The organism is Paenibacillus sp. 1_12, from assembly GCF_900114475.1.
GTDB lineage: Bacteria > Bacillota > Bacilli > Paenibacillales > NBRC-103111 > Paenibacillus_S.
The window spans coordinates 241,643-258,565 of sequence record NZ_FOTE01000006.1 but is presented as its reverse complement, the minus strand read 5'-3'; the positions used below and the strand labels follow the sequence as shown (position 1 = coordinate 258,565).

Annotated in this window: 16 protein-coding genes; 15 read left to right on the top strand and 1 reads right to left on the bottom strand. The window is 45.9% G+C overall.

Going from position 1 to position 16,923, the window contains the following annotated elements; translation table 11 throughout:
- Window positions 1-29: 29 nt before the first annotated feature.
- The 12 genes from coaBC (at window position 30) to spoVM (ending at window position 13,293) form a co-directional block, all read left to right on the top strand.
- Window positions 30-1,241, top strand: coding sequence for a bifunctional phosphopantothenoylcysteine decarboxylase/phosphopantothenate--cysteine ligase CoaBC (coaBC, locus tag BM210_RS15870; RefSeq protein ID WP_091169954.1), 1,212 nt, complete (start codon window positions 30-32; stop codon window positions 1,239-1,241).
- A complete protein-coding gene (priA, locus tag BM210_RS15865) occupies window positions 1,241-3,751 on the top strand; it encodes a primosomal protein N' (protein ID WP_091169952.1) in 2,511 nt (836 codons plus the stop codon). The genes coaBC and priA overlap by 1 nt, the downstream gene beginning before the upstream one ends.
- Window positions 3,752-3,843: 92 nt before the next feature.
- The gene (def, locus tag BM210_RS15860) at window positions 3,844-4,323 is read left to right on the top strand and encodes a peptide deformylase (protein WP_091169949.1); all 480 of its coding nucleotides are present in this window, start codon (window positions 3,844-3,846) and stop codon (window positions 4,321-4,323) included.
- Window positions 4,320-5,306, top strand: coding sequence for a methionyl-tRNA formyltransferase (fmt, locus tag BM210_RS15855; protein ID WP_177237836.1), 987 nt, complete (start codon window positions 4,320-4,322; stop codon window positions 5,304-5,306). Before def ends, fmt begins: the two co-directional genes overlap by 4 nt.
- Before the next feature lie 203 nt (window positions 5,307-5,509).
- Complete coding sequence (gene rsmB / locus BM210_RS15850) at window positions 5,510-6,844, top strand: 16S rRNA (cytosine(967)-C(5))-methyltransferase RsmB (RefSeq protein ID WP_256223679.1); 1,335 nt, start codon at window positions 5,510-5,512, stop codon at window positions 6,842-6,844.
- Between the two features lie 88 nt (window positions 6,845-6,932).
- On the top strand, window positions 6,933-8,015 hold the full coding sequence (rlmN, locus tag BM210_RS15845) for a dual-specificity RNA methyltransferase RlmN (RefSeq protein ID WP_091169948.1): 1,083 nt from the start codon (window positions 6,933-6,935) through the stop codon (window positions 8,013-8,015).
- Window positions 8,016-8,023: 8 nt separating this feature from the next.
- Window positions 8,024-8,806 carry a Stp1/IreP family PP2C-type Ser/Thr phosphatase gene (locus tag BM210_RS15840; protein WP_091169945.1) on the top strand — a complete coding sequence of 261 codons (783 nt, stop codon included), beginning with the start codon at window positions 8,024-8,026 and terminating at the stop codon, window positions 8,804-8,806.
- 6 nt (window positions 8,807-8,812) lie between these two features.
- Complete coding sequence (gene pknB, locus BM210_RS15835; protein WP_091169944.1) at window positions 8,813-11,092, top strand: Stk1 family PASTA domain-containing Ser/Thr kinase; 2,280 nt, start codon at window positions 8,813-8,815, stop codon at window positions 11,090-11,092.
- Between the two features lie 5 nt (window positions 11,093-11,097).
- On the top strand, window positions 11,098-12,057 hold the full coding sequence (rsgA, locus tag BM210_RS15830) for a ribosome small subunit-dependent GTPase A (RefSeq protein ID WP_091169942.1): 960 nt from the start codon (window positions 11,098-11,100) through the stop codon (window positions 12,055-12,057).
- Window position 12,058: 1 nt separating this feature from the next.
- Window positions 12,059-12,715 (top strand): ribulose-phosphate 3-epimerase, encoded by a 657-nt coding sequence (gene rpe / locus BM210_RS15825; protein ID WP_091169939.1) that lies wholly within the window; start codon window positions 12,059-12,061, stop codon window positions 12,713-12,715.
- A 7-nt stretch (window positions 12,716-12,722) separates the two neighbouring features.
- On the top strand, window positions 12,723-12,974 hold the full coding sequence (locus BM210_RS15820; protein ID WP_091169938.1) for a hypothetical protein: 252 nt from the start codon (window positions 12,723-12,725) through the stop codon (window positions 12,972-12,974).
- Window positions 12,975-13,212: 238 nt separating this feature from the next.
- Complete coding sequence (gene spoVM, locus BM210_RS15815) at window positions 13,213-13,293, top strand: stage V sporulation protein SpoVM (RefSeq protein ID WP_076232607.1); 81 nt, start codon at window positions 13,213-13,215, stop codon at window positions 13,291-13,293.
- A gap of 93 nt (window positions 13,294-13,386) precedes the next feature.
- Here spoVM and rpmB read toward each other — a convergent pair whose 3' ends face one another.
- Window positions 13,387-13,575: a 50S ribosomal protein L28 gene (gene rpmB, locus BM210_RS15810; RefSeq protein WP_076232610.1), complete on the bottom strand. Its 189-nt coding sequence runs from the start codon at window positions 13,573-13,575 to the stop codon at window positions 13,387-13,389.
- A 233-nt stretch (window positions 13,576-13,808) separates the two neighbouring features.
- Between rpmB and BM210_RS15805 the strand changes: the two genes are divergently transcribed.
- The 3 genes from BM210_RS15805 (at window position 13,809) to BM210_RS15795 (ending at window position 16,923) form a co-directional block, all read left to right on the top strand.
- On the top strand, window positions 13,809-14,171 hold the full coding sequence (locus BM210_RS15805; protein WP_091169935.1) for an Asp23/Gls24 family envelope stress response protein: 363 nt from the start codon (window positions 13,809-13,811) through the stop codon (window positions 14,169-14,171).
- 63 nt (window positions 14,172-14,234) lie between these two features.
- A complete protein-coding gene (locus BM210_RS15800; protein WP_256223655.1) occupies window positions 14,235-16,031 on the top strand; it encodes a DAK2 domain-containing protein in 1,797 nt (598 codons plus the stop codon).
- Window positions 16,032-16,071: 40 nt separating this feature from the next.
- Complete coding sequence (locus BM210_RS15795) at window positions 16,072-16,923, top strand: DegV family protein (protein ID WP_091169933.1); 852 nt, start codon at window positions 16,072-16,074, stop codon at window positions 16,921-16,923.

Genomic DNA, 16,923 nt, shown 5'->3' with positions numbered 1-16,923 from the left:
TTTTCTCGATAAATGGGGAGGGATCGACTATGCTGCAGGGAAAAACGATTATACTTGGTGTCAGCGGAGGAATTGCGGCTTATAAGGCAGCTGCTATTTGCAGCAAACTGGCGCAGGCGGGCGCCGATGTTCGCGTGATTATGACGGAATCGGCAGTCAAGTTCATAGCACCATTGACCTTTCAAACCTTATCCAGACACGATGTTATTGTTGACACATTCGATGAAAAAGATGCATCGGTTGTTTCCCATATAGATCTTGCGGATCGTGCAGATTTATTCCTCGTTGCCCCCGCAACAGCCAATATAATTGCCAAAATGGCTCATGGGCTCGCTGATGATATGCTGAGTACGACATTACTTGCGACGATGGCGCCAGTATGGATAGCGCCTGCAATGAATGTTCATATGTATGCGCACCCTGCAGTTCAGGCGAATTTGGAATTGCTTGCTTCCCGGGGAGTACAGTTCATCGAGCCTGGCACCGGACAGCTGGCTTGTGGCTATGTAGGCAAAGGAAGATTGGAAGAACCAGAGAACATCGTTTCAGCCATTATCCAATTTTTTGAAGAAAAGAAATGGCTTGATGGTAAAAAAATGGTGATCACAGCAGGTGGAACCGTGGAGCGCATTGATCCCGTGAGGTATTTAACAAATGACTCCTCCGGAAAAATGGGCATTGCATTGGCGGAAGCCGCACAGAGCATGGGCGCTGATGTCACACTTATCGCAGGCAAAATCTCTGTACCTGTTCCCTCAGGCATTCGTATCGTTAGAGTTGAATCTGCCCAGGATATGCTGGAAGCCGTCATGGAGCGGATGGACAATTCCGATGTAATCATTAAAGCTGCGGCGGTTGCTGATTATCGTCCTCAGGAGCGTGCGCAACAAAAAATTAAGAAAAAGTCGGAAGAAATGACTTTGACGCTGGTGAAGAATACAGATATTTTACAAACAATCGGTGAGCGTAAAACGAAGCAGTTTATCGTAGGATTTGCAGCGGAAACTGAAAATGTTGACGAGCATGCTCTGGACAAACTGAGACGGAAGCATTGTGATCTGATTGTGGCAAACGATGTGACTCAGGAGGGTGCAGGCTTTGGCACTGACACGAATGCTGTGCGGATTTACGATGCGGCTGGATTGGTTAAGAGTTTGCCGATCATGAGTAAGTTCGGTGTGGCACGTGAGCTGCTGATATTAATAGCAGAACGGATGGCGAAAGGAGCAGAATCGCGCTGATGTATGCAAAAGTAATTGTGGATGTTCCATCCAAGCAGACAAACCGCGGTTTTGATTACTTGATACCTGAATCCATGCGGGAGTGGGTTGCGATTGGGAGTCGGGTGGGTGTTCCTTTTGGCCCAAGAAAACTTCAGGGATTTGTCGTTGAGCTGCATGATCGTGCGGACTTTGATCCTGCCAAATTAAAGCCGATTTCTGAGGTCATGGACTTGTATCCTCCATTAACTCCTGACTTGGTGGATCTCGCTCAATGGGTAAGCAAAACCTACCTTTGTCATGAGATTACTGCGCTCCAAGCAATGATTCCCGGCGCTTTGAAAGCGAAGTACGAGCGGCATGTCAAAGTGAACGATATCTATATGATTGGTCATGAAGGCGATTTACTATCACAGGGTCAGCACACGATGCTGCTGCCGATTCAGGAGGATATTGTTGCCTATATCCGTGATAAGAGCTCGGTAGAGATTGGGGCATTATTAGACAAATATACCGCTCAGGGTGGTTTGATCAAGCAAATGATCACCCAGGGACTGCTTGTAGAAGTGCAATTAATTAAAGATCGTATGTCAGCCAAGAAGGTGTTAACGATCTTTCCTTTGGGAAAGTCAGAGCAGCTAAAACAGTGGGCAGATATGCTGCCAACCAGATCTATGAAGCAAAAGGAAGTATTGCTATATTTGGCGGAACAGCCTTATCCGATCAAATTGACGGATCTACTCAATGAGCTTGGAATTAGTGCTAGTACGGTTAAAAGCTTGGCTGATAGAGAGTTTCTCTCGATCAAGGAAGTTGAGGTTTTTCGTGATCCGTATGCGCAAAGAAATTTCCCGCGCACCAAGCCTTTGACGTTAACACCAGAGCAGAGCCAAGTATTCAGCCGTATTTCCGAGGCGGTCAACGAGCGGAATCATCAGGTGTTTTTGCTGCACGGGGTTACAGGGAGTGGAAAAACAGAAGTTTATTTGCAGTCGATCCAAACCTGTCTTGATCAAGACAGAGAGGCGATTGTACTGGTGCCGGAAATATCTTTAACTCCACAGATGGTCGAGCGGTTCAAAGGCCGTTTTGGCAATCAAGTCGCTGTGCTGCACAGTCGCTTGTCTCAGGGTGAACGCTATGATGAGTGGCGCAAAATCATGCTGAAGCAGGTTAGTGTCGTGATCGGCGCTCGCTCAGCCATTTTTGCCCCATTTACAAAGATCGGTCTGGTTATCATAGACGAGGAGCATGAATCCTCTTACAAGCAGGAAGAAAGCCCTAAATATCACGCTCGTGATGTGTCTGTGGCGAGAGCTATGCAGCATGGAGCCGTTGTTATATTGGGCTCTGCCACTCCTTCGTTGGAGAGTATGTATGGAACATTGCCTGAAGCGGCGCTGGGTACATCTAATGCCGAAGCACCGATTAAGCTTTTAACGATGAAAGAACGGGTTGAAGGACGACCTTTGCCTAAGGTTCATATTGTTGATATGCGCGAGGAGCTGAGCAAAGGAAATCGTTCTATGTTCAGCCGTGGCTTGCACAAAGCGATCGAAGAGCGTCTGGAAAAAAAAGAACAAATTGTTCTGCTGCTGAATCGTCGAGGGTATGCCACCTTTGTCATGTGCCGAAGCTGCGGCTTCGTTGCTGGCTGTCCACATTGTGATATTTCGTTGACTTATCATCAGTCTGCACGGACACTACGCTGCCACTATTGTGGGTATACAGAACGTGAAGCAACGATTTGTCCAAGCTGCAGCAGCGAGCATATTCGCCATTTTGGCACCGGAACGCAGAGAGTAGAAGAAGAACTGGGCAAGCTTTTTCCAGGCATTCGTGTGATTCGTATGGATGTAGATACGACGACAGAGAAGGGCTCCCATGAGAAATGGCTCACTCTTTTCCGCAATCAACAGGCAGATGTGCTTCTAGGCACACAAATGGTTGCCAAGGGTCTGGATTTTCCTCAAGTAACACTGGTTGGTGCTTTAGCAGCGGATACGGTACTGAATCTACCGGACTTTCGTGCGGCGGAGCGAACCTTCCAGTTGATGACACAGGTAGGCGGACGGGCAGGACGACATGAGCTTCCAGGTGAGGTATTCATCCAGACATATACACCGGAGCATTATAGCATCATCAGCGCCAGCAATCATGATTACACAAGCTTTATGGAAAAAGAGATGACTTTTCGTAAATTCCATGACTATCCACCTTTTCATAAACTTATACTTATTACATTGTCACACGAACAAATTCCGCTGCTCATGCGCTCGGCAGAGACGTTAGCTGCCAAATTGAAAGAGCTTGCCAAGACTATGTCGCCGATACCCATTGATATTCTTGGACCGGTAGCTTCACCTATTTCACGAATCAAGGATAGATATCGGTTTCAATGCATGGTAAAATATCGTGAAGAAGTTTCGATAGCGGGACTTGTTCAGCAAGCAGCAGCCACTCTAGACGATGTAGTAAAGCAGCATAAGCTGACGATCAGTATAGATGTGGATCCGCAGGTGTTGATGTGATTCATCATCAGCGCCAGCAGATTCCGTCTTCTAATTGGATGAAAAATCCATATAAATTTGTTAAACCTATTCACGAAAGGTGTGCTCATCCAATGGCCATTAAATTAATTGTAAAAGATCCAGATCCTGTGCTGCGCGAAAAATGCAAGCCAGTAAAAAAAATCACTCCAAACATTCATAAGCTGCTCAAGGATATGGCGGATACGATGTATGATGCCCAAGGTGTCGGTTTGGCTGCGCCTCAGATCGGTATATTAAAGCGGGTTATTGTTATGGATGTTGGAAATGAGCAGGGCTTGATCGAATTGATCAATCCAGAAGTGATTGAAGAGGAAGGCGAGCAGTTCGGATCCGAAGGCTGCTTAAGTATTCCAGGTATGAATGGAGATGTTCGCCGTGCTATGCGAGTCGTGGTCAAAGGCCTGAATCGTGATGGCGAGGAAATTGTTGTAGAGGGGACGGAATTGCTTGCACGCTGCATCCTGCATGAAGTGGATCACCTCAATGGGGTATTATACACTGATTTAGCGGAAAAGATGTATCGTAATGAGCCTCAGGGCGGTGAAGTATGAGAGTCGTTTTTATGGGCACGCCAGAATTTGCCGTGCCTGCTTTACAAGTCTTAATAAATTACTCAGGAATTGAAGTCGTTGGTGTGGTTACCCAGCCGGATCGTCCCGTTGGGAGGAAGCGGCTGCTGACGCCAACTCCAGTAAAAGCAGAGGCTCAGAAGCACGATATACCAGTACTTCAACCTGAAAAGCTGCGTCGACCCGAGTCTGTGGAAGAGCTGCAGGCGTTACATCCTGATTTAATCGTAACAGCCGCTTATGGGCAAATATTGCCGAAGTCGGTGCTGGCGATTCCCAAGCTGGGTTGTATCAATATACATGCTTCATTGCTTCCGCGTTATCGCGGAGGCGCTCCTATCCATCATGCCGTGATGAATGGAGACACGGTAACAGGTGTGACGATTATGTATATGGCAGAAGGATTGGATACAGGTGATATGATTAGCAGCGTTGAGCTTCCTATCGAGGATATCGACACGACGGGTTCCATGTTTAAGAAGCTGAGTGCGGCAGGCGCCCAACTGCTTTTGGATACTTTACCCGATCTGCTTGTTGGTCATGTTCAGGCCGTTGCTCAAAATCATGAGATAGCGGTGTATTCACCGAATATCAGCAGGGAGCAGGAGCTTATCAATTGGAGCCAATCCGCTATTTCCATATGGAATCAAGTTCGTGGACTTAATCCAAGTCCAGGAGCGTATACGATTTGGAATGGTGAAGTTTTGAAAATTTGGACCTGCGACAAGCCAGGCCAGTCTGAGGGAACGAATGTCTCAGCAAATGAGATTAACGGGACTCAAGTGACCAAAGCGGGCAGCTATGAGCCAGGTACGGTTGTTGCCGTCAGTGAGCAGGGCATTCAGGTGGCTGCAGGTGAAGGTGTGCTCACGATTACGGAGCTGCAGCCAGCGGGCAAGAAAGCAATGCAGGCAGCACAATTCGTACTTGGTGGCCGACTTGAGGTTGGTACTGTGCTTGGATAAGCACGGCAGCGCATGGCATCTAATAATGGGGGCTACAACAATTGAAGCAAAGCTTTGAAAATACGAATAATGACAGAGGAAGTACAAGTAAACCGAGGAATGACAATCATGGTCCGGGTCGTCCAGATACAAGAATACCAACAACAAGCAAATCAAGTGCTGGAAAACCCCATGAAAACTTCCCGTCTACAGGAAAAAAACATATAAATAAGTCTGGAGCCAGTACCGGCAAGCCAAAAGGCAGTGCCCGGGAGGCTGCTCTTGAGGTGCTGGTACGTACGGAGCAAGATCGTTCCTATAGCAATCTGCTGCTGAACCAAACCTTACAGCAATATCATCTGGACAAGCAGGATGCAGGTTTAACGACAGAAATTGTTTATGGCACCATTCAGCGGCTCAATACAATCGATTATTTTTTGAATCGGTTTGTTGCCAAAGGTCTTGTTAAGCTGGAGCCCTGGGTCCGAAGCTTGTTAAGGCTGAGCTATTACCAAATGCTTTATCTGGATCGGGTTCCGGATCATGCAATTGTGAACGAAGCCGTCAATTTGGCCAAGAAAAAAGGTCATGCAGGTATTTCCGGCATGGTTAACGGCGTTTTACGTAATGTAATCCGCAACAAAGAAGCCTTACAGCTTCCGACTAACTTGTCTGCTGTAGATCGTATAGCTTTGACATACTCTCATCCGCAATGGATGGTTAAACGCTGGATTGATCAAATCGGTGAAGCCCGAACAGAATTGCTTTGTGAAGCTAACAACAAACCGCCTCATGTCAGTATTCGTACGAATACGATGAAGCTAAGCCGTAATGATCTAATCTTCTTATTGAACAAATCAGGCGTGGAGGCTGTTCCTTCCGAGCTGGCTGCCGATGGGATTCTGGTCAAGAACGGTGGTAATATGGCACTGACGCCTTGGTATGAAGAAGGATTATTTTCGATACAAGACGAAAGCTCCATGCTAGTAGCTGAAACGCTTCAGCCGGAACCGGGTGAGCGGATATTGGATTGCTGTGCAGCTCCTGGAGGTAAAACGGCTCATATAGCTGAAAAGATGGGCAATCTTGGAGAAATATGGGCTTGTGATATTCACGAGCATAAAGAAAAGCTAATTCGTGAGCAGGCTGCACGTTTAGGTTTAACTTCAGTGCATACCTTGGTTTCTGATGCACGTGATCTGCCCCAGCATTTTGCCGAGGGAAGCTTTGATCGTATTTTGCTTGATGCGCCTTGCTCTGGACTCGGTGTAATCCGTCGTAAGCCGGATATGAAGTGGAATAAACGCGAACAGGATTTAAACGAGGTTTGCCTTATCCAGAAAGAGCTTCTGGATAGTATCCATCCATTGCTCAAGGTCGGAGGCACACTCATCTATAGCACCTGCACATTGGAATATAATGAAAATGAAGGCAGGGTCCAACAGTTTCTAGATAATCACCCCGATTTCGAGTGGGATCAGCTCAAGCCAATCGAAATTTATCCTTATGAGCATTTATCGGATGGTTTTTTTATTGCACGGCTCCGGAAACGAGCGTAAGTTCTGGAACTATGTTAAAATTAAAACTATGTGCCGTGTTTGTTAACTATAATCAAGCACGAATTAACCTAACAGGTCGTGATGATGGATGAAATTAATAGATCAAGATAAGCAAGCAGGAACGAAACCTTATGTTTATGATTTAAGCCTAGAAGAATGGCAGGATTGGATTAAATCGAACGGAGAGCCAGGCTTCCGGGCAGGTCAGATTTTTGACTGGCTGTATGTGAAAAGAATTTCAAGCTTCGAAGAAATGTCCAATTTGCCAAAAGCTCTTCGGGACAAACTCAGCCACCATTTTGATTTTGTGACGATGACAGAGGTCGCCAAGTATGAGTCGAAGGATGGCACGGTCAAATTTTTATTTGAGCTGTCCGACAAAAATGCTATCGAAACCGTCATTATGAAGCACAGCTATGGCAACAGTGTTTGTGTGACGACCCAAGTGGGCTGCCGCGTTGGTTGTACCTTCTGTGCTTCGACGCTTACAGGCTTAAAACGCAATCTGACGCCAGGGGAGATCATTGCCCAGGTTGTGAAATCTCAGCAGCTGCTGGATGCTACAGGCGAACGGGTCAGCAGTATCGTCATTATGGGTATTGGTGAGCCTTTTGAAAATTATGATGCCATGATGACCTTTTTGAAAGTTATGATCCATCCTAAAGGCTTGAACATTGGGCAGAGGCACATTACTGTTTCGACGAGCGGGATCGTACCGAATATTTATCGTTTTGCTGATGAGCAAACGCAGATTAATTTGGCGATTTCGATCCATGCACCTAACGATACTCTCCGCTCCAAGCTGATGCCGGTCAATCGCAGGTTTCCTTTTGCCCAATTGATTGAAGCCTGTCAATATTATGTGGCCAAGACAGGACGGCGGATTACATTTGAATATGCCTTGATGGGTGGAGTCAATGATCAGCCTGAGCATGCGGAAGAACTGGCACAGGTACTTAAGTTGTTTCCTATGGCACACGTGAATTTAATTCCTGTTAACTTTGTAACAGAACGTGATTATGTGCGAACGCCAAGGGATGATATATTTACGTTTCAACGTATTTTGGAACGAAACAAGGTCAACGCTACAATACGCAGAGAGCAAGGCAGCGATATCGCGGCGGCTTGTGGGCAGTTGCGGGCGAAGCATATGGAGTCAGGTGCGAGGTGAAGCGAAAGATGTTAAAGACAGCTGCTTTAACAGACGTGGGACGCGTTCGTTTGGTTAATGAGGACCGGGCGGTTGTTCAAGAGGATATTAATGGAGTTGCGCTTGCTATTTTGGCAGATGGTATGGGAGGACATCAGGCTGGTGATATTGCCAGTCAGATGGCTGTAGATATTATTCATGAGCAGTTGCAGACCTTAACGGCTGAGGCAACTGTTCTTGAGCGCAAATCATGTTTGAAAGATGCTGTTGAACTAGCTAACGAGAAAATTTTTGAATTCGCCTCCCAAAGAGAAAACTATCATGGTATGGGAACCACCGTTGTGGTAGCTATGGCAGACGAGGATACAGTTGTGATCGGTCATGTCGGTGACAGCCGCGTGTATCGGATTAACCAGAGTGGGATCGAACAGTTGACCGAGGACCATTCCCTGGTCAACGTTCTTGTAAAAAGCGGTCAAATTACTCGTGAAGAAGCCGGGCATCATCCGCGTCGCAATGTGTTGACACGTGCACTTGGCACAGAATCAACAATAGAAATTGATATTCAGGATCTGACCTGGCAGCAAGGAGATACCTTGCTGTTATGCAGCGACGGGCTTAGCAGCCTGATCAGCAGCGAGCAGATCGCTGCACCTATCCACCAAGCAGCAGGATCATTGGAGGAAATAGCTCAACAGCTTGTTAATGAAGCTTTGACAGCAGGTGGGGATGATAACGTTACTGTAGTACTGGTGAGTAATGAATCCGATACCAAGAAAGCGGCAGATGATGTTCATGATGAGAAGAGGTGATGATGAATGAAGGGCAAGCAGCTGGGAGGCCGTTACGAAATTCTGGATCGCGTAGGCGGAGGCGGAATGGCCATCGTATACAAGGCTCTGGATATTTTGCTGCACCGGCACGTTGCCGTTAAAATACTCCGTCTGCAATATGTGCATGATGAGGAATTTATTGAAAGGTTCCGTCGTGAAGCACAGGCAGCGGCTTCATTGTCACACTCGAATATCGTTAGTATTTATGATGTGGGTCAAGAGGAAGAAATCCATTATATTGTGATGGAATACATCGAAGGTACGACGTTAAACGATTTGATCAAAGAAAAAGCTCCCATACAGGTGGAGGAAGCGATTCGAATAGCCAGTCAAATCTGCGAGGCTCTTGAACACGCCCACCATAATCAAATCATACATCGCGATATTAAACCTCATAATATACTTATCGGCAAAAATGGGCGGGTTAAGGTTACCGATTTTGGAATCGCCCGTGCGGTTACCTCGTCCACCATTACACAAACCGGTTCCGTGATGGGCTCTGTTCATTATTTTTCACCTGAGCATGCTAAAGGCACGTTTACAGGTGAACAATCGGACCTGTATTCACTGGGTATTGTTATGTATCAAATGCTGACTGGAAAGCTGCCTTTCATTGGTGAAAGTCCGATTAGTGTAGCCCTTAAGCATTTGCAGGAAAATGTAGAGGATCCGCGTCGAGTTAATCCGTTAATTCCACAAAGTGTGGAAAATGTGATATTACGTGCAGTACGTAAAGACCCTTCCGATCGCTATAGCTCCGCCAGTCAGATGCTTGAAGATTTGGAAAGCTGTTTGCTGCCGCATAGACGGAATGAAGCCAAACTGATTTTCAAAGATATTGATGAGCTGGATGAGGAAAAAACGAGAGTAATACCAGCTATTCGCCCTGGACAATATATACCCGTAAATGACGACGATGATGATGGACACTATTCCGAATCGGATTCTCCGACTAATGAGAAAAAGAAGCGCGTGTGGATAAAGCCTGTGATATGGATCGTTGTGTTGATCGGACTCCTTGGTGGCATGTGGTATATGGTTGGCTACGTCAAAGCCAGTATGAAGGTACAAGAGGTTATGGTGCCTGATGTAGTAGGCAAGCCGCTGGCTGAAGCACAACAGGCACTGAAGGATGTTCAGTTGGATTTTGATGTGATAAGGGAAGATTCCAAAGACGTACCTAAAGATGTCGTTATCAGTCAAAGCTCTAGCAATATGAAAAAATTAATAAACAGTAAAATTACACTTCATGTCAGTAAGGGTATTGACATGCTGAAGATGCCCAATTTGGTCAATTCGAATTTAGCGGATGCCAAAACAGCTTTAATGGCCATGGGTATACAGGATAACCGGATTGGCGTAGATCAGCAATTTGAAGAAAAAGATCCTGGAACTGTTCTCCAGCAGGTACCGCCACCTAATGAACTGATCGATCCGCTTAAGGCAAATGTAAAGCTGACCATAAGTAAGGGTAAGGAAACATTTAAGATGAAAGACCTCAAAGGTTTAACTGAGGAGGCGGCCAAAGCCTGGATCACGGCTAACAAGCTGAAGCTGGCAGCTAGCAATGTGACAACAGAAGCAAGCTATAAGCAGCCGAAGGGGAGAGTTGTGAGACAGTTTCCTTATGGTCAGGACGACGATGTTTCCCCAGGGTATGAAATTACCCAATTGATTATTTCCTCTGGGTTACCTGAGAATGCGGGTCCTATGACTATTAAAATACCGTATAAACCGGCAGCTGAAGGAAAAGCGAGTACGATCAAGGTTACTTTGACCGATGCTCAATATGATGAATTTGAATATAAATCGATTCCTAATGTGACAAAACCTTCAGAGGTCGAAGTCAAGCTGGTTGTTGCTCCTGATAAAAATGCGATTATCAAAGTTAGGCAGGACAATGAGCTGACCGATCTGATTACAGTTACGTACCAGGACTATCTGTCTCAGAAAAACGGCAAGCCGTTTAATCCGCCGACGTCTGGCTCTGCTGGATCTTCTACACAGCCACCATCAGGCAACGGCAACGGAACAACAAAACCAACGACACCGCAAGCTCCAGGAACCGGTACGCCTAGCACAGGTACGGGAACGAATCCAGGCACAACAACTCCAGTCAATCCTGGAACTACAACTCCAGGAGGTACCGGAGCAGGTAGTACAGCACCAACAACAGGCGGGACCTCTACTCCTGTTAACCCGGTACCTAATCCCGCAGCTCCAGCGAACGTCAAGCCAAGTAATCCAACACATACAGGGGGCTAAGATAGATGCCATCCGGCTTAATTATCAAGGCACTAAGTGGTTTTTATTATGTTCTTCCTGAAGACGAGCACAACATGATTTCGATTCAGTGTCGCGCCCGTGGAATTTTCAAAAAACGCGGTGAGTCCCCTCTTGTAGGGGACCGTGTGAAGTACGAGCTGACCGAAAATGGAGAAGGCACCGTAGATGAGATTTTGCCTCGTATCTCGGAGCTTGTTCGTCCACCTATTGCTAATGTTGAACTGGCCGTTCTTGTATTCGCTGTACAGGAGCCCGCTTTGAATTTGCAATTACTGGACAAATTCCTCGTGCACACTGAAAGCTCTGGGCTTCATACGATCATTTGCTTAACAAAGCAGGACTTGATTGAAGAGGTCCCTTGCCCCGTCGTTTCTTTGGAAGAAGAAAGCGCAATAAACCTGCTGGAAGAAAAGGATATTCCTCAAACGATGCAAGAGGTCGTTCGCATGTACGAAGCGATAGGCTATCAAGTCGTGGTGACAAGTGCTAAGCTCGGTATAGGTATTGAAACCGTTCTGGATCGCTTGGCAGGCCATATCAGCGTGTTTGCTGGCCAATCAGGTGTTGGCAAATCCTCTTTGCTGAACGCTATGGTACCAGGCCTTCAATTGGAAACGAATCAGATCAGCATGAAACTTGGCAGAGGTAAGCATACCACGCGACATGTGGAGTTGATACGGCTGCACAATGGAGGGCTGGTAGCAGATACACCGGGTTTTAGTTCACTTGATTTCTTGCAGGTGAAGGAAGCTGAGGATCTGAGCGACAGCTTCAAGGAATTTCGGTCATACGCTGCTCATTGCAAGTTTCGAGGTTGTTTGCATCTGCATGAGCCAGAGTGCAAAGTAATTGAAGCTACCAAAGAAGGACATATTGCACCTTCGCGTTACAAACATTACCTTCATTTTTTAGGGGAAATTAAAGAGAGAAAAAGGAGATACTAATATGCTGATCATCGCACCATCGATATTATCCGCAGACTTTTCCAAATTGGGAGCTGAAATTGCCGATGTGGAAAAGGGTGGGGCAGATTGGATTCACGTGGATGTGATGGATGGACATTTTGTCCCTAACATTACGATTGGTCCTCTTATCGTGCAAGCAATCCGTCCACATACACAGCTTCCACTCGATGTCCATTTGATGATCGAGAATCCGGATGCGTACATCCCTGCTTTCGTAAATGCGGGAGCTGATCATATATCTGTTCACGTAGAGGCCTGCAAGCATTTGCACCGCACCTTGAAATTTATTAAAGACCAAGGCGTTAAAGCAGGAGTCGTACTGAATCCGGCAACACCGCTATCTTCCATTGAGTATGTAATGAACGAGAGCCTGGATTATGTACTGCTAATGACGGTCAATCCGGGCTTTGGCGGTCAACAATTTATTGATGGGATGCTGCCCAAAATTACGAAGCTTCGTGAAATGCTGAATGAGCGGGGACTTCACCATGTACATATTCAAGTTGATGGCGGTGTGAATGCTGAAACTGCTCGTCAAGTTGCAGCTGCTGGAGCCAATGTTCTTGTAGCAGGCAATGCTGTATTTGGACATGCAGATCGCGAAGAAGCGATCAGGTTGATTAGAGGCAAGGAGTGAACAGTCTTTGAAATTCCTGGTGGTAGTGGTATACAGTCTGCTGTGCGCGATACTGCTCAGTCTTTTTTCACAAATTCAGGATTTGCTTAAATATTTATTTTCTTTAGGAGCTCTATATCTGGGTATTCAGTTTTTCAAAAAGCATGATGAACGATGGATGCGAATTACTTTTGTCATATTGACGATAATACTGTATTTTCTTATTGCTGTCGGTTATGCTTTTTATCGCTACATTCAATATGGGGATGTCCCAGCGTAGAGCTAGAAATAACGTGTTAAGCACAGTGGTTTTGTCATAAATCGGCGCTCGGCCTCATAAACTGGTTACAAAAGTTTCGGCTTTTGTGGCCTTTTTTTGTTTTATTTTGGACTTGGTTAATTGAATAGGCACATTTTCCAAGCTGCGGAATATAATGGAGTATAATGAGCCATGTTCCTGGTCAAATGACGCAATCTCAGGAAAACGAACATTCGAGTGAGCTGAAGGAGGGGTAGAAGTGAAATTTTATACAATCAAGCTACCAAGGTTTTTGGGCGGTCTTGTAAAGGCTGTACTTCATACATTCAGCAAAAATTGATACATTAATGCGAATAAAGACCGTTGATGCCACTGAATGAGCACTAAAAAAAGCACCTGAGAGCAGGTGCTTTTTGTACGTGGAAGTTAAAAACTACACACGTGCGATTTTGCCGGATTTCAAAGCTCTAGTGCTAACATAAACGCGCTTTGGTTTACCGTCCACAAGAATACGAACCTTTTGAACGTTAACACCCCAAGTACGTTTCGCCTTGTTGTTCGCATGAGAAACGTGGTTGCCTGTTCCAGGTTTTTTGCCAGTAATGAAACATTTGCGGGACATTGTACTACACCTCCTTAAAAGCCTCGAAGACCCATAAGTCTTGTCCTCGGAAGCGATCTCTCTATAAGCAAAGAGTATTCAAAAACATACTTGAATATCATATCACAGCACAATTAAAGACGTCAACGTCACAATGATGAATTTGTGGCTACAACGGGCTTATTTATTTATTTATTCATGTATTTATAGTAGAATGAGACGAGGATACATCGTAAACCAAAGGAGCTGGGAAGATGACGATTGAACTGGATGCGGAATATGGAAAAATATATGTAGCAGATGAGGTCATCGCCATGTTGGCGGGTTCGGCTGCTTTGGAATGCTATGGACTTGTGGGTATGGCTACTCGTAATCAGTTAAAGGATGGAATATCTGAATTACTTAGACGTGACAATTCAAGCAGAGGCGTTGTCGTTCATCGCAATGGTCTGGAATCACCGATCATTGATCTCTATATTATTGTAGGCTACGGTACCAAAATATCAGTGGTCGCCCAAAATGTACAAAGAAAAGTAAAGTATATATTAAATGAGGTTATTGGGTTAAAGGTAAACGTAGTGAACATCTATGTACAAGGAGTACGTGTAGCTCAATAGCTTGAAAGACGGTAATCCGTCAGGTGCTGAGTTAGGTACTTGTGGCAGAAGGAGGGGGAAAATTTGAGTAAGCGCTTAAATCTAATAAACGGAACGGATTTTATTCGAATGGTCGAAATGGGTGCTGAGCAGCTTCGTCAAAATGCGGAACAGGTCAATGCGCTGAATGTTTTTCCTGTACCTGATGGAGACACAGGAACGAATATGAATCTAACTTTTCAATCCGGCGTTGAAGAGCTTCGCCGACGCCCTTCCTCCCATATCGGTAAAGCGGCAGAAGCGCTGGCAAAGGGGCTGTTGATGGGAGCCAGAGGAAACTCAGGTGTTATTTTATCACAGCTATTCCGTGGTTTTGCCAAGTCTGTAGTTAATATGGAAGCAGTTAACGCCGAGCAGTTGGCAGCAGCTTTTCAATTAGGTGTCGATATGGCCTATAAAGCTGTTGTGAGGCCTGTAGAGGGTACAATTCTTACAGTAGCGAAGGAAGCGTCCAAGCAAGGCATACAGCATGCCAAGCGACCATCGGATATCCTAACACTTATGAATGCTATACAAGATAAAGCAAGTGCAGCATTAGCCTATACGCCAGAGCAATTGCCTGTATTAAAGCAAGTTGGGGTAGTTGATGCCGGAGGGCAGGGACTGCTGTTTATTTACAATGGCTTTGTTCACGCGTTAGCGGATTCGCAGATAGGTACAGTGTACACTGGAGTTGGACATGTATCAAGAAATGTGAGGCATTTGACAGTGCCCTCAGGAGCTTCAAATCGTGCCAACGATAATGAGAAGCAGTTGGGCTATCGCGAGCCAGTAAGCGCCCAAGCTAAGCTTGCAACCGAAGACATTGTATTCGGCTATTGCACGGAATTCATGGTAACGCTGAATGTGCAAAAGGAGAAGGCTCGTCATTTTGAGGAGCATGATTTCCGTGAACGTCTGTCTGCATTCGGTGATTCGCTGCTGGTCGTCGCAGATGATGACTTGGTCAGGGTGCATATTCATGCGGAATATCCGGGTACGGTGATGAATGAGGCCATGGAGTATGGTGAACTGAGCCGAATCAAGATTGAAAATATGCGGGATCAGCATTCACATATTTTGATGGAGGAGCTGGAACAGGCTGAGCACAGCAATCATGTGGACAAAGTAATGTCTGCGGCTGAGCTCACACTTCAAGGGGAACAGGAAGCTGTGAAGCTGAAGAGCTATGGTTTCATGACGATATCAGCGGGGACAGGCATTAGTGGCATTTTCAAAAGTCTAGGTGCGGACCAGGTTATTCATGGTGGACAGTCGATGAACCCGAGCACCGAGGATATGGTTCAAGCTGTAAACCAGATTGATGCGCAGACTGTATTTATTTTGCCGAACAACTCGAATATTGTACTGGCTGCACAACAAGCCGCCCAACTAGTTGAAGGGAAAACACTTGTAGTTATTCCTACGCGCACGATCCCTCAAGGGATAGCGGCGATGATTGCTTTTCAGCAGGATGAAGAACCTGAGCTTAATATAAAGCTTATGCAGCAGGCAGCAGATCAAGTTGAATCAGGAGCTGTTACTTATGCGGTACGTGATACGGTATTAGATGAACTGGACATCAAGCAGGGGGATTACATCGGACTCCATAATAGCAAGATCATAACGGCGGATAAGGATTTGCTTCATGCTAGCTGCACACTCATTGACAGCTTGCTTGCTAATGGCGGCGAAGTGGTTACGATCTATACCGGGGAAGAAGCGAATAAAGAGCAAAACCAACAGTTGGTACAGTATGTCGAGCAGACCTACAGTGATGTAGAAGTAGAAATTCATCATGGTGGTCAGCCTGTTTATTACTATATCATATCAGCGGAATAAGAATAATTACATTAACATGAAAGTGAATGGGGGATATCGATTGAGACAGGTTCGCATCGTTACGGACAGCACATCGGATATTCCGGAGGAGCTGCAAAAGTCACTTGGCATTCACGTTGTCCCATTGAAAGTTCATTTTGGGGCAGACACGTATCAGGATGGGGTTGATATGGGCTCTGAGGCTTTTTTTGAGAAGCTGATTGATTCCTCAGTACTGCCGACAACCTCACAACCGTCTCCGGTAGAGTTTCTCGAAATTTATAAAAGTCTGGCAAAGGAATCGGATGCTCCTATTCTCTCTCTACATTTGTCGTCGGCCTTAAGCGGGACCTATCAATCTGCCATCTTAGCCCAAACCATGCTGGAGGTGCCTGCGGATGTCATGGTGATTGACTCCAAATTATGTTCATACGGATTTGGCATGCTCGTTGTTGCAGCAGCAGAGGCGGCCATGGAAGGCAAGAGCAAGGATGAGATTACACAGCTTGTCGATAAGATGCGTAAAGAAACGAAGCTTTACTTTCTAGTAGATACGCTGGAGTATTTACAAAAAGGTGGTCGTATAGGAAAAGCCGCGGCGCTGCTCGGTTCTCTACTCAATATTAAGCCTATTTTGTCAATGAATGCGGATGGTGAGGTTCATTCCGTAGACAAGCTTCGCGGTCATAAAAAGGCGTTGGCAAGAATCGTGGAGCTGCTAAAGCGAGATTTTGGGGATCAACCTTTGCAAATCGGCATTGCAGATGCACATAGTAAAGCAGGAGCGGAAGAGTTCAGCTTGATGATGAAGCAGCATTTTGTTGTTAACCATCTTCAGTCTACCCAAATTGGTCCTGTTGTCGGGACACATACCGGTCCGGGAACCGTAGCTGTGTTCGTCTGTCCGGTCTAG

Bases quoted from the DNA above. Each gene is read 5' to 3' on its own strand.
- coaBC (WP_091169954.1), top strand. From the start codon at position 30: ATGCTGCAGGGAAAAACGATTATACTTGGTGTCAGCGGAGGAATTGCG.
- rsgA (WP_091169942.1), top strand. From the start codon at position 11,098: ATGCCATCCGGCTTAATTATCAAGGCACTAAGTGGTTTTTATTATGTT.
- BM210_RS15805 (WP_091169935.1), top strand. From the start codon at position 13,809: ATGACGATTGAACTGGATGCGGAATATGGAAAAATATATGTAGCAGAT.
- priA (WP_091169952.1), top strand. From the start codon at position 1,241: ATGTATGCAAAAGTAATTGTGGATGTTCCATCCAAGCAGACAAACCGC.
- fmt (WP_177237836.1), top strand. From the start codon at position 4,320: ATGAGAGTCGTTTTTATGGGCACGCCAGAATTTGCCGTGCCTGCTTTA.
- rpmB (WP_076232610.1), bottom strand. From the start codon at position 13,575: ATGTCCCGCAAATGTTTCATTACTGGCAAAAAACCTGGAACAGGCAAC.
- def (WP_091169949.1), top strand. From the start codon at position 3,844: ATGGCCATTAAATTAATTGTAAAAGATCCAGATCCTGTGCTGCGCGAA.
- BM210_RS15840 (WP_091169945.1), top strand. From the start codon at position 8,024: ATGTTAAAGACAGCTGCTTTAACAGACGTGGGACGCGTTCGTTTGGTT.
- rpe (WP_091169939.1), top strand. From the start codon at position 12,059: ATGCTGATCATCGCACCATCGATATTATCCGCAGACTTTTCCAAATTG.
- rlmN (WP_091169948.1), top strand. From the start codon at position 6,933: ATGAAATTAATAGATCAAGATAAGCAAGCAGGAACGAAACCTTATGTT.
- pknB (WP_091169944.1), top strand. From the start codon at position 8,813: ATGAAGGGCAAGCAGCTGGGAGGCCGTTACGAAATTCTGGATCGCGTA.